Origin of the sequence: Dysgonomonas sp. HDW5B (genome assembly GCF_011299335.1) — a bacterium.
Lineage (GTDB): Bacteria > Bacteroidota > Bacteroidia > Bacteroidales > Dysgonomonadaceae > Dysgonomonas_A.
In genome coordinates, this window is record NZ_CP049858.1 from 37479 (window position 1) to 50376 (window position 12898).

The following is a 12898-nucleotide window of genomic DNA, read 5'->3' on the forward strand; positions in this document are numbered from 1 at the left end:
ATTACAAATAGGTTTGTAATCTTAATACGTATCTTTAATTACATAGTATATGTGTTTATCAGGTACCTCTTCGGTGATTATTACCGTTTCTCCATATTTAATAGGTTCTCCATTAAGACTGATAATATTTAATTTAATCGGGTTTCTATTTACCAGAAATTCAGCAGTCCCCACTTTCTGTCCCTCTATATTAGAAAGCATTTTACCTGAGCATCCAAAAAAGTCTGTAGCTTCTTCTCCCTGATAATTTATCTCTTTAAAAAGTTTTACCATAGGAGAGGTTGCCACCTTTGTCAATAAAAATCCAACAATGACCAAAGGTAATAATACAAAAACTGACCTCCACCCTAAATGATCAACATGAAAGAAATGTGTTGTAATGAGTGACCCTATCCATAATAGAAAAATAAAAGTGGATAATACCAACATAAAAGGCACTTGTCCTACATTTATAAATGACAAACATTTTAACAGTATTCCCTGAGGAACTTTCTCTACTGTAATATGACTATCGGTATCCACATCCGCTACATCAATTTCGATATCAGGAACTTCAACATCCACATCTACTTCCGGTGAAAAGTCAATATCCAAATCAATATCATCGAAACCAATGCCTCCGATCAGCACAAATAACCAATAAATAGCTATCACTAACATCAACACGGTCATGACCCCGTTAGGAAGTGGATGAAATAAAGTATGTAAAAAGTCTGTCATAGTACTATTTTTAGAGTGTTATTGCATTCCCAATTTTCGCTTAATCTCATTAAGCTCCGAATCTACATTTTGCTCATTCGCCCCAATGGCTATATCTATTTCGTCATCAACAGAAAGATTACATTTATTCAATGCAGCATAAGCCTGGGCCAATGCGTCCTCTTCCGCAATCTTTTCTTTTATTCGCTCCAACATATTCAAAGTACTATCACTATCTATTTGAGCCATTTGCTTATTAACCTCTTGAGTAACTTTACTTATACGAATTTTCGCCTTTAGGGTTTTCAGCTCATTTTCCCATTTGGTAATATTAAACTTAAGTATTTCAATATTTTGCTGAATATCCGATGCTATATTTTCATGCTCAATACGCTGCACATCCAATTCGTTTATTTCAGAGATCAATTGTTCTTTGCGGAGCAGAGCTTCCTTAGCCAATCTTTCAGCTTGAGCTATATCAATATCTCCATTCTGAGCTTTTGAAATTAATAGAACAGCCTTATTTCCATAATCCTGAGCCTCTGATCTCTTTTTCTCTTTTTCGTTTTTAGCACGGATGACCATTGCTTTAACCTTCGCTAAAGATTCTAAAGTTAGAGTCAGATTCTCTTTCATTTCCACAATCCCGGTCTCCGTAATTTGTACAGGATCTTCAACGCCATCTAATACCGCATGTATCTCAGCCTGACCAATTCTAAATAGTCTTTTGAATATATTCATAATCTTATTTTTTAGCGAACTCTATAATTTGCTCGTAATATTCACTCAGCAACAACCCCAAAGAATTTAAGGCTCCTTCAAACTCATTTATACCCATATTTTCTATTTGCATGGTATATCTGAATATGACCTTTGTTCCATCTTCGTTCAAAACAAATCCTCCATGTATAATATCCCTATTCTTAATTAATAAAGATTTCAGAATTTCTTTATCATCATTCTGCAATGTGAAAATAAATTGCTCTATAATAAGAATAGGAGGAGCTACTCCAATAATCAAATTCTTGATTCCATCGGCTTCACTTTCTATACAGAATACGCCCTTAGTTCCATCGTGATACGTAATCGAATAGCCCAACTTCAAAATATATGTTTCTATCTTTTTAAAATACATATCATTCATTATATATAAGTAATAAACATAGCTTGTTTGATTAAGAAATTATGAGGGCAAAATTTGTATTCTGCTAATTAATATCCTATATTTGCTAATATTTTTAGCTAAATTAGATAAATAATTTAACTATACAAACAAAAAATAGATTTTTTCATGAGTAAAGTTGGAAAAAATATAAAAAAAATAAGAAATGTAAAGGCTTTGAGCCAACAGGCATTTGCTGATTTATTTCAACTGACAAGAGGAAATATATCTTCATATGAAGAGTTTAGAGCCGAACCCAAAATAGAAATCATCGTAAACATTGCTAAATATTTTGGCATTCCGTTAAATGACTTTATTTTGAAAGAATTATCAGTCAACGAACTCCTGCATTACAATACAGAGCTGGTATTAGAAACCGAGAAACTAAAGAAAACTCACCACTTTATAGAGGTTCCTTATGTATCTTCGTTAGATATTGTTGATTATGAAGCACATTACAATGATGAGAACTTCATACACAATCTTCCCCATATTAGTATTCCGAGCAGTGCCAAGTCTAAATTGATAGCTATTGAAATACAAGATTCGGAATCGCTGCCTTTAGGTTTTAACTTTAAGAATGGAGATATTCTAATTTATGAGCAAGTAATAAGAGAAAATATTCATAGAATAGATAACAAACTCGGATTAATGGTCGATACTGATGGTCTAAAATCAGGTGTATATAAAGAACTTGAAGGCAAAATATTTTTATCGCTTAATGAATGGGTAAAGTATCCTTTTGAAATAGACTCAACTGCTCATTATTGGTTGCTCAGGGCATTATTTACTCAAATTATATAATAGAAAAGAACAATCCAAATGGATTGTTCTTTTGTTATAATCAATTATAAATCGACGTTTATTAAAGGAACCGAAAACTCAAATATCAATCTTCGTGATCGATATATTTAGCCAATCCTCCGTGTGAAGTTTCTTTATATAAACTTGGCAGATCATGCCCTGTCTCTTTCATTGTACGAACTACTTTATCGAAACTGACCATATGCTTTCCATCTGATAACATGGCATATGAGCAAGAGTCTAAAGCCCGTACCGCTGCAAAAGCATTTCGCTCAATACAAGGAACCTGCACTAATCCGCAAATAGGATCACAAGTCAATCCTAAATGATGTTCAAGTCCCATTTCAGCTGCATATTCAATTTGAGCAGTAGACCCGCCGAATAATTGAGCTCCCGCAGCAGCTGCCATGGCACAAGCTACTCCTATTTCACCCTGACAGCCAACCTCTGCTCCTGATACCGATGCATTATTTTTAACGAGAGTCCCTATTAAGCCGGCAGTTATCAAAGCTCGTATAATTTTTTTATCACTAAAATCATGATGACTTGTATGTAAATGGTATAAAACAGCAGGCAATACACCGCATGAGCCACAAGTTGGAGCCGTAACCACTTCCCCACCCGATGCATTGGTTTCTGACATAGCTAAAGCATAAGCAAATAGCTGTGCTCTGCTTTTCATCGACCCTTGATATCCTTTTGATTTCACATAATACATAGAAGCTTTTCGCTGCAAGCCTAAGCCTCCGGGCAATACTCCTTCTTCATCCAAGCCTTTTAATACCGCCGCCTTCATTACGTCCCACACATGACTCATATAATCAAAAATTTCGGGACCTTCTACATCTAAAACATATTCCCAAAAAGTTTTTCCCGTTTTTTGACACCAACCTAAAATTTGTGTCATTGTAGTCATATCATATAATGATTCTCTGGAGGTTTTAATATTTTCATCTGCTAGATCGCCTCCACCAATACTATAAATAGTCCAACTATCTGTTATTTTCTTCTCAGCAGATAATGCATGAAGGATCATTCCGTTAGGATGAAAAGGCAGCTCTGTCTCGGGTTTCCATATAATCTCGACATTTTTAGGGGCAAACATAGCTTCAATAGCCACGTCTGTCATATGTCCTTTACCTGTAGCAGCCAAACTTCCATATAATTCAACCTGAAAAGATGTTGCATTTGGATTCTTTTCGTTAAAAATCTTAGCAGCATTACCAGGTCCCATCGTATGACTACTCGATGGACCAAACCCTATTTTGAAAATACTTTTTACAGATTCCATAAAGCGTCTATTTTGTTAGCAAAATTAATCATAAGATTATCACTTTGCAAGATGAATCAGATGTTATATAGTATACAACAGACTTTTTATTTACAAAAAGAAAGGATAGCTTAAAGCTATCCTTTCCAATATGTATATATGCTATATGAAATATTATTGTTCAGGTAAACTCTTCCACTTTCTTAAGATCACTTGGATGAAAAACCACATAGAAACAAAAGTCAAACATATATTAGCCCAAATAAACTCTATTATATGCTCATCCATGAAAAGGTAAGTTTCGTATAAGCCATTATTGTTATAGGTATAATCATTATAAGAGTATTGATTATGCCCTATAATATAGATAGCCATAAAAATAAGTGCAGGCACAGCAGGCACAAACCAGACGAGATGATTCATATATATATCAGATCTGCCTTTCGCCTTTCTATTTATATTCTTTCTCAATACAGATATCAATTCTAAAGAAAAGATTGCCAGTAAAACAAAGATATAAAATAGAGGACCAAGTATATCCACGCGAAATGGACTTGATATTGCAAAAGATAATATCCCATTAATAAACAAAATCAGACCTATTGATATTAATGCTATAAGCCATGATTTTCCGGTAGTAGACCTAAAAGAGAATACCAATAAAGAAATAGACAGCGCCATTGTTATGCTAATCATAAAAAATGCCAGACTTTCCTCTTTATCAACATATGCATTCATTATTTTATTATAAGAGCGTTCTAATTCATCATAAGAGACGTAATAACCATTAGGAGTGTTATCTCTTGAATTATAGTAATAACTATACTCATTTTTAGCCTCTTCATCTTCGTAATTATAGGATGTAATTAAGTTAAAATCCCCTACCGGGTATTTCGATGGATTATACACCAACTGCAACCACTGATCTTTAGTTAAATTAGTTTTCAGATTGTGCTTATTTTGCAATGCGATGAAATTATCCATCAATCGACTTATTTCCTCTTTATTTTGTTGTCTCAACCATTTTTTGACAGTATCTGCATCACGTATTGTAAAATCAGATTTCGAAGAAATATAAAACTGATTCAGAGAACCATAATTCAATAACGACAGTTGAGCAAAATCAGGATAATCGGGATAGTACAAATCATTCGATTCTGCATATTCTACGGGATCAACGTATTCTGTTACAGGTGCTGAGCTATCCAAATTTTCAGAGTGTTTATCCGGTGCAGATTTCATATAATAATCAGAAGGTAAATCTGTAGGATATTCCTGATAATAACTAGTTTTATCTGTAGGGATCAATATTCTAATCAGATTAAGAGTTTCAACAGCTTTAATCATTTCCTGCTTACTTACGTAGGATCTAACTTTTGAAGCAGAACCTTGATAATAAGAGAAAGGGAATAATATGAATCCACAAATAATAACGAATGACAAAACCCACTCTAAATACAATCCCCCGCTACTTTTAGGGTAAAACGATTTGAATGCATTATTTTTAGAATAAAAAACGAACCATATAATAAATAATAAAATAGCAGTCAGGACTGCTCCCATATAAATCAGTGCCGCTCCGGAAAAAGAACTGCTGTAACTATATCGATCTGAAAAATCTATTTTTGTTAGAAAATATCCTGCAAGAAAAAATAAAATATTAATTACAACCGCTCCCAAAAAGGCTGGAACGATCTTTATATTCCATAAAAGAGGATAATTTAAGAGGAGATATTGTTGGATTTTCTTTAACATTGTCTAAGTATTTAAGTACTGTAATAATAAATAATAAGAATATGAAACCTGGTCTCTTCTTTATGACAGGAAGAAACGGCGTGTAGAGTTAGATATATTTCTGAAATAATTCAATGGTATATGATTATCTACAATAACCTGGAGAAATCGTTCTTGTGAAATATTTGCAGGGAAAATAGCAATATAGGTTCCCCCTTTTATTTGTAAAGTTTCCAGTTCCAGATTAGAGAATACAGTACGAAGCTCTTCTTGGCTCCAGTCACTTTCAAATTCGACAATAAACTTTGCGACCTCTTTAAATTCAGCAACACCTTCTTTTACATCTGCATTTTGAGGTTGTCCCTTTTTTAAGAAAATAACCCTATCCGATGTTTTTTCGACTTCATACAATTGTTGAGAACTCAAGACTATCCCCAATGGACGGAATGGTGATTTTGCAATATCTCTAAAATCATCTAAGACGACTTGTTGAGCCAAAATATCAAGATTAGCAAGAGGCTCATCAATCAACAGAAGTTTAGGCTTACGAAGTAACATTCTTGCTAACTCAAACCTCATCTTATAACCTGATGACAGACTATTCCAATTCAGATTACGATATCCCCTCAATCCCATTCGTGCTATAACAAGCTGAACCAGGTTTTCGTTTTCCTCTCCTAAGATTCCATAGGAAGCCGCAGTAAATTGCAAATTAGATAATAATGTTCCATGCCAATCTTTAGTTCGTTGCGGTATATATATCAACTGGGAACGAAGATCATAATTATCTTTATATTCAAATAAATAATCGATTTTGCCATTTGTTGGAGCTAATTCACCACACAGTGAGCGTAATAATGTTGTTTTCCCATTACCATTCTCTCCTACCAATCCAATTATTTCGCCCTCAGAGATATCGAAGCTAATTGGTCCTAAAGCAAAATAAGATTGAGTATAAGCTTTTATTAAATTCTGAACAATAAGTAGTTTTTCACCCTGACTATTCCCTTTTTTCTGTAAAAAAGCAAAAAGATCGTCCAATAAAATTTTAAATCGTTCCCGTATTTCTGGAATATTAGTTTGATTCAGCTCTAGCCAATCGAGTAAATACACTGTCTTTTTGTAATAAGACAAATCTTCTGTATCTAATGCCAAATCAATTATTTTTTTCAGAAGATTTGGATAATCTTCATATTCTAACAATTGGTATATGTTTTTGTAATGAGTTTCAAAAAGAGACATAGTTGTAGTGTGAATTAAAATATTAACAGCTAAGATATATACTTTCTATAAATAACTAACGAAGAAGTTGCTTTTTTATGATTTACGACTGCATTCCTTCCATAAACAATTTTCAGAATTGAGCTACTCTTGTTCCTCCATTTGCAAATTATAATTATCTAATTTCGATTTTTTCGTGGAAAAATAAAACAATAAGCGAATTGTATGATTAAGATTATATACATTTCCGGCTGCTGTTTGCTGAAAAATAGGGAAATATCCTAAATCATACGCCACACCCTTTCCTAATGAATGACGAATACCGACAAATAAGCGGATTTGATCTAATGGATTATTTACGATCTGCTTACCAAATTGGAGTAAAATTTCATTACTAAACATAAGTTGTGGTACAGATGGATTTTTAGATATAGGCAAACGGAAAGTATATAAATACCGAATACGTTCTGAAAATGTTCTACCTAAAGTTTGATCTCCTTCAACTATTTCCCGCCAACGCGATTCTATTCTGAAACGTTGTGTAACATTAAATTTCCATAGACTAGATGCTACAACCAATTGTTGATCGAAGCGATATTCCAGTATGAAATTCTTATCCCTAAGCTGAGGTCTGTATAACCAAAGATTTCCATATGCCATCGCAAGAGAAATATTATCACTGAACCAATATCCTGCTCCCAGCCGTGCAAAATAAAAACCCGGTTCTTTAAGAAATTCATCTCTTCGGATAATTAAATCGGCTGTCATTCCCCAATTATCTGAAAAACGATAGGTAGTAAGAAGTCCTGTCCAAGTATGCATAGTATGATTTATTTGTTTCGTTGGAACACTATTCTCTTGTGAGTAAACAGCCAATTCCATCAAAAGAAAAGTAAGTGTAATAAATAGTATTCTATACTTCATGAGAAAATTTGTAATTATCAATATAACATTTCCTTTTATTGATTGTTTTAAGATCTGAGACCTCTTATTACTTAGCAAGTATACACCTATAATTTGTTATAACTTAACATAAATCATTGTTTTTTTTCAATTTATTAATTCGCTATTATTTTTTATGCTCTTAAATAATTCTATTCGAAGATAATATTTATAACGTATGATTTTCATCTTAGAAGCAACAGAAATAAGACTAAACTTAACATTTCTATAAAAATTAAACATATTAAGGAGCAACGTGAAAAATCGCTTTTATTCGTATCATACATATCCTATCTGAGATTGTTATTAGTGGATATAAGAAAAAAGAGTTTAAGCCTATAAAAAGATGCTGGCTAATTGAACGAAGCTTTAATGAACTTGATTATAAGAGAAGATTATGCCGGAATTATGAAATGAAGGAACTTTTGATCCTTCTAAGAAAATCGTCAAAACTACAACTCTAAAATTATGATATTCAGCTTAAAAATAAGCTGATAGAGATTCTCCTAAGTATTATTCATTCGTGATTACACATTAAATATTGAACTTATCCAAACATCATCATGAAAAATTATCATAATGAACATTATTCTTTACAATATGTTTTAATTTTAGTTAAAAACATCATAATTAAGTCAGTGTGAGTTCTCGTCTTGATTAGAGATTTGCTCTTAGATAATACAGCCTTATTAGGCATTACGTTTTATGATTTATATAATATTAGTATCAAAAATATACGACTAATAAGGATTCGATTAACTAAACAATGAAAATCAAATAAGAAAATTAATCTGTATTTTAACTACTGCATTATTGTGTATTCCACTCAGCAGTAAATCTCAAAGCATGTCAAGTGAAAAGACATCATCACCCAAACATTTCGATCCCAAAGGCAAAGAACCGTCAAGGTTTACCATTAGTAAATGGGAAGAGCTAAAAAGCAATCTTCCTTTTGAAGACAAGCAGGATTTTGAAGAACAAAAAAAGGGTTTTATTGCTGCACCCGACTTTAAGCAGATCATGGCAGAAGACGGTCATGTTGCATGGGATATGGGTAGATATGATTTCCTTCTGGATGGAAAAGATTTTTATAGCATCAATCCATCGGTGCAGAGACAAGCTATTTTAAATATGAATTACGGATTATATGAAGTGCTACCTGGTATTTATCAAATTAGGGGCTTTGACTTAGCAAATATCAGTTTTATAAAAGGAGATACAGGCTGGATTATTTTTGATCCCCTTACATGTAAAGAAACAGCTGCGGCAGCTCTAAAATTTATTAATGAACAACTTGGTGAAAGACCAGTTGTAGCAGTCGTTTATTCTCACTCTCACGGTGACCACTTTGGTGGGGTTAGAGGTGTAGTTGATGAAGCTGACGTAGTAAATGGAAAAATAAAAATAATAGCTCCTGAAGGATTTATGGAACATGCTATTGCTGAGAACGTTTATGCAGGCACAGCAATGAGCCGACGTATGTTTTATCAATATGGAGTATTACTACCTGCAGATCCTCATGGTCATGTAGATCAATCTATTGGTAAAAACACATCATCTGGCAATTTAGGGCTTATTGAACCAAATATGATTATTACTAAAGATATTGACACCTTAACCGTTGATGGAGTAAAAATGGTATTTCAAAGTACACATGGTACAGAAGCACCAGCCGAGATGAATACTTATTTCCCAGACATGAAGGCTTTCTGGGCAGCAGAAAATATAACAGGAACAATACATAATATTTACACACTAAGGGGTGCTCTTGTAAGAGATGCTTTGGAGTGGTCTAAAAAAATCAATGAGGCATTATATCTTTTTGGACCGGATACACAAGTAATGTTTGCCTCACATTCATGGCCACGTTTCGGCAATCAACGCATTCAAGAGGTAATGAAAGGGCAGCGTGACACATATGCCAACTTGAACAATGGTGTCTTATTCTTAGCTAACAAAGGTGTGACAATAAATGAGGTACACAATATCTATCAAGTTCCACAAAGTTTGCAAAATCAATGGTATGCACGCAGTTATCACGGATCTGTAGAGCATAATAGTAGAGCAGTCATCAACCGATATTTAGGCTATTGGGATTGTAATCCTGCGACGTTAATCCCCTTATCACCTGCCGAATCTGCTCCATTGTATGTAGAGATGATGGGTGGAGCTAACTCTATTATCAAAAAAGGAAAAGAGTTATTTGATCAAGGTAAATATCTCTATGCGGTTGAGATACTTAATAAATTAGTATATGCCGAACCTAAAAATCAAATTGCTAAAGACCTACTAGCCGATTGTTACGAACAAATAGGCTATCAAAAAGAAAGTCCAAGTGTAAGAAATAGTTTTCTCGCAGGAGCTTATGAACTGCGTAATGGTATCCCTCAAGGAGCTTCGCCTAAAGGAACTGGTCCGGATATGATTAAGGCGATGGGAGTGAACCTATGGTTAGATTTTCTTGGAATCCGTGTAGATAGTAAAAAAGCTGAAGGTATGCATTTTGTTATTAATCTGATTTTACCAGATATAAATGAAAAATACATTGTTGAAATGAGCAATGCTACCTTGACAAATATCCAAGGTTTTCAATCCCCAAATCCCGATTTAACATTAACAGTCAATAGAAACGACCTGAGCTTAATAATGATGGGAGTGAAAAGTTTTGATGATTTAATAGCTTCCGGCATTGTTCAAGCGAAAGGAGATACTAAAATTATCAGCCAATTAGCATCCGTACTGGATCAATTTGAAATTGGTTTTGAGATTTTACCCGGAACTATCTCTAAACAGACTGATCAATCGAAAAATCCTTCTTTTAAACAAGATCAACCTGCTGTTATCGGAGCCGATTAATAGATCATTTCTAATTGAAATAATAAGAAAAAAGTATCCGATAATTATTAGATTATCGGATACTTTTTTCCATATTACTATGATTGTTTAAAGTTAGGTCATATCATAAATCATTATTCAAAATCGATATAATTATTTGTTTTTCCACCATTAATATTATTTGAACCTCCGTATTAGTAGAAATATACAATGTTAATATTTATCAGCAAAACATAGGATTTTGTATATAACAATTCTGATGTTTTATTTAACTAGTGGTATACTTCTCAATTATTATTTACACTTAATACATCCACATCCATAGATTCAAATTCTGAATTATTGCTTAAGAACTCGGGAACAATTTTTTTCATTGTTACAACAAGCTGATACTTATCTTCTTTTTGTGCAATAGAAATAATAGATTCGATTTGAGGTAAAATATCCTGAAAGTGGTATTCGCGTACCTTAGCTTTCATTATCTTCTCATGAGTTGTTTGTTCAGTAATCTCTGAATCATTAAGTAACTCTTCATATAGCTTTTCACCGGGGCGTAATCCCGAAAATTCAATTCGAATATCTTTTTCAGGAATTAGCCCTACCAGTTTAATCATTTTTTCGGCAAGGTCATATATCTTAACAGGCTGTCCCATATCAAATACATAGATGTATCCGGATTTTCCGATAACGGACGCTTCTAATACCAAACGACAGGCCTCAGGTATTGTCATAAAATAACGGGTTATCTCGCGATGGGTAACAGTTATAGGTCCTCCACTCTCTATTTGTTTTCTGAATAGTGGAATTACAGACCCATTACTGCCTAAAACATTACCAAAGCGAGTGGTTACGAATTTTGTCCTGAATTTATTCTTATATAGGTCATTGGCACAACTTTGAACGTATATTTCGGCTAGACGTTTTGTGGCCCCCATAATATTGGTTGGATTAACAGCCTTATCTGTAGATATCATGATAAACATTTCAACCGCATTTTCGATTGCCAGATCTACAACTAGTTTTGTTCCATGAACATTGGTAAGTACAGCTTCACATGGGTGTTTTTCCATTAAAGGAACATGTTTGTATGCTGCAGCATGATAAACAATATTAGGACGATATTCCGTGAAAACTTGTGCAAGCTTACTTCTGTTACGAACATCACCTACAATTGCTGTATAATTCAGGTTGGGATACTTCTTCTGCAATTCTATATCCAAGTCATACAAGGGAGTCTCTGCCTGATCCAAACATACTATATACCGAGGTTCTAAATTTGCTAATTGTCTTACAATCTCACTTCCTATCGAACCAGCAGCTCCCGTTACTAATATTGTTTTATCCTTTACATTTTCTCCAATTATTTCTAAACTAATATTTATTTCGGATCGCCCCAACAGATCTTCAATTTGAATAGGACGTATACGATTTACAGCATCTGTCAGTTGAGACATGTTATCGATATTAGTTTCCTGTGTTATATAGATATGAGTATTTGAACTAAATAATTTTTCAACATAGGCAACATGATCTTTCAGATCGGATTCTTTCGTAAATAATACATCTTTAATCTTATATTTATTAAGATCGTCAGGTTTTTTGAGGACAAAAACAGGAAGGTCAATTACTTTCTTCAATTGAGAATCGGATTCGACAGTAAGAAACCCTATTATTTTAAATTTATGGGAGCTTGTTCTAAGTAATTGTGCGGCAGCAATAGTAGCTTCATCTAATCCCCAAACATATACAGGAATAGCCAGTTTATATTCATATCTCTGAATCAATATTTGATAGCTACATACAACAATAATACGAAAACTATAAAGACCAACCAGTGATGCTAAAAACAGTGTGGTACAATAGGCCAGAGAAACACCGCCCGACAGCCCCATTACTTTGTGAAGAGTGAGAAAGAGTAGAGAGTCAGCAAATAGTGTAGCAATAAGTATACGTTGAAATTCGTAAACGGTAGAATAACGAACAATCCCCCTGTATGTTTTAAATACCCAAAAAAACAAAAGATTGAAAAAGATAGCAACACCCAGATATTCAACAAAGCGAGGATGATATACTATCGTGATTTTATTGTATATCTTAAGAGTTAGGAAATACGAAATCACTGTAGCACATATAATATTGCTGATATCAATGAAAAATATAAACCATCTGCTTAACAAGCGGTTTTTGAGAAATTTATTATATATAATTCTTCCTATTTGATTAATCATGAG

General features: G+C 33.5%; 10 protein-coding genes. 2 read left to right on the forward strand and 8 right to left on the reverse strand.

Annotation, left to right across the window (positions count from 1 at the left end; translation table 11 throughout):
- Window positions 1–21 precede the first annotated feature (21 nt).
- The 3 genes from G7051_RS00170 to G7051_RS00180 are packed head-to-tail and all read right to left on the reverse strand — an operon-like array spanning window position 22 to window position 1843.
- Window positions 22–720: an OB-fold-containig protein gene (locus tag G7051_RS00170; RefSeq protein ID WP_166197564.1), complete on the reverse strand. Its 699-nt coding sequence runs from the start codon at window positions 718–720 to the stop codon at window positions 22–24.
- A gap of 18 nt (window positions 721–738) precedes the next feature.
- The gene (locus tag G7051_RS00175) at window positions 739–1440 is read right to left on the reverse strand and encodes a PspA/IM30 family protein (RefSeq protein WP_166197565.1); all 702 of its coding nucleotides are present in this window, start codon (window positions 1438–1440) and stop codon (window positions 739–741) included.
- A gap of 4 nt (window positions 1441–1444) precedes the next feature.
- Complete coding sequence (locus tag G7051_RS00180; RefSeq protein WP_166197567.1) at window positions 1445–1843, reverse strand: YbjN domain-containing protein; 399 nt, start codon at window positions 1841–1843, stop codon at window positions 1445–1447.
- Window positions 1844–1990: 147 nt separating this feature from the next.
- Here G7051_RS00180 and G7051_RS00185 point away from each other — a divergent pair, with 147 nt between their 5' ends.
- Entirely contained in the window at window positions 1991–2665 is a 675-nt protein-coding gene (locus G7051_RS00185; RefSeq protein WP_166197569.1) for a helix-turn-helix domain-containing protein, read from the forward strand.
- Between the two features lie 85 nt (window positions 2666–2750).
- Here the strand turns inward: G7051_RS00185 and G7051_RS00190 are convergent, their stop codons facing one another.
- The 4 genes from G7051_RS00190 to G7051_RS00205 form a co-directional block, all read right to left on the reverse strand.
- Window positions 2751–3956: an L-serine ammonia-lyase gene (locus tag G7051_RS00190; RefSeq protein ID WP_166197571.1), complete on the reverse strand. Its 1206-nt coding sequence runs from the start codon at window positions 3954–3956 to the stop codon at window positions 2751–2753.
- Between the two features lie 153 nt (window positions 3957–4109).
- The gene (locus G7051_RS00195; protein WP_166197572.1) at window positions 4110–5690 is read right to left on the reverse strand and encodes a hypothetical protein; all 1581 of its coding nucleotides are present in this window, start codon (window positions 5688–5690) and stop codon (window positions 4110–4112) included.
- Between the two features lie 60 nt (window positions 5691–5750).
- Window positions 5751–6911: an ATP-binding cassette domain-containing protein gene (locus G7051_RS00200; RefSeq protein WP_166117567.1), complete on the reverse strand. Its 1161-nt coding sequence runs from the start codon at window positions 6909–6911 to the stop codon at window positions 5751–5753.
- Window positions 6912–7034: 123 nt separating this feature from the next.
- Entirely contained in the window at window positions 7035–7814 is a 780-nt protein-coding gene (locus tag G7051_RS00205) for a DUF2490 domain-containing protein (RefSeq protein WP_166197574.1), read from the reverse strand.
- 864 nt (window positions 7815–8678) lie between these two features.
- Here G7051_RS00205 and G7051_RS00210 point away from each other — a divergent pair.
- Entirely contained in the window at window positions 8679–10688 is a 2010-nt protein-coding gene (locus G7051_RS00210) for an alkyl/aryl-sulfatase (protein ID WP_166197576.1), read from the forward strand.
- Window positions 10689–10954: 266 nt separating this feature from the next.
- Here the strand turns inward: G7051_RS00210 and G7051_RS00215 are convergent, their stop codons facing one another.
- Entirely contained in the window at window positions 10955–12895 is a 1941-nt protein-coding gene (locus tag G7051_RS00215) for a UDP-N-acetylglucosamine 4,6-dehydratase family protein (protein WP_166197578.1), read from the reverse strand.
- Window positions 12896–12898 lie beyond the last annotated feature (3 nt).

What these genes read in the sequence shown, in the direction of transcription:
- G7051_RS00215 (WP_166197578.1), bottom strand. Translation starts at nt 12,895, where the DNA reads ATGATTAATCAAATAGGAAGAATTATATATAATAAATTTCTCAAAAAC.
- G7051_RS00205 (WP_166197574.1), bottom strand. Translation starts at nt 7,814, where the DNA reads ATGAAGTATAGAATACTATTTATTACACTTACTTTTCTTTTGATGGAA.
- G7051_RS00175 (WP_166197565.1), bottom strand. Translation starts at nt 1,440, where the DNA reads ATGAATATATTCAAAAGACTATTTAGAATTGGTCAGGCTGAGATACAT.
- G7051_RS00190 (WP_166197571.1), bottom strand. Translation starts at nt 3,956, where the DNA reads ATGGAATCTGTAAAAAGTATTTTCAAAATAGGGTTTGGTCCATCGAGT.
- G7051_RS00180 (WP_166197567.1), bottom strand. Translation starts at nt 1,843, where the DNA reads ATGAATGATATGTATTTTAAAAAGATAGAAACATATATTTTGAAGTTG.
- G7051_RS00200 (WP_166117567.1), bottom strand. Translation starts at nt 6,911, where the DNA reads ATGTCTCTTTTTGAAACTCATTACAAAAACATATACCAATTGTTAGAA.
- G7051_RS00195 (WP_166197572.1), bottom strand. Translation starts at nt 5,690, where the DNA reads ATGTTAAAGAAAATCCAACAATATCTCCTCTTAAATTATCCTCTTTTA.
- G7051_RS00185 (WP_166197569.1), top strand. Translation starts at nt 1,991, where the DNA reads ATGAGTAAAGTTGGAAAAAATATAAAAAAAATAAGAAATGTAAAGGCT.
- G7051_RS00170 (WP_166197564.1), bottom strand. Translation starts at nt 720, where the DNA reads ATGACAGACTTTTTACATACTTTATTTCATCCACTTCCTAACGGGGTC.
- G7051_RS00210 (WP_166197576.1), top strand. Translation starts at nt 8,679, where the DNA reads ATGTCAAGTGAAAAGACATCATCACCCAAACATTTCGATCCCAAAGGC.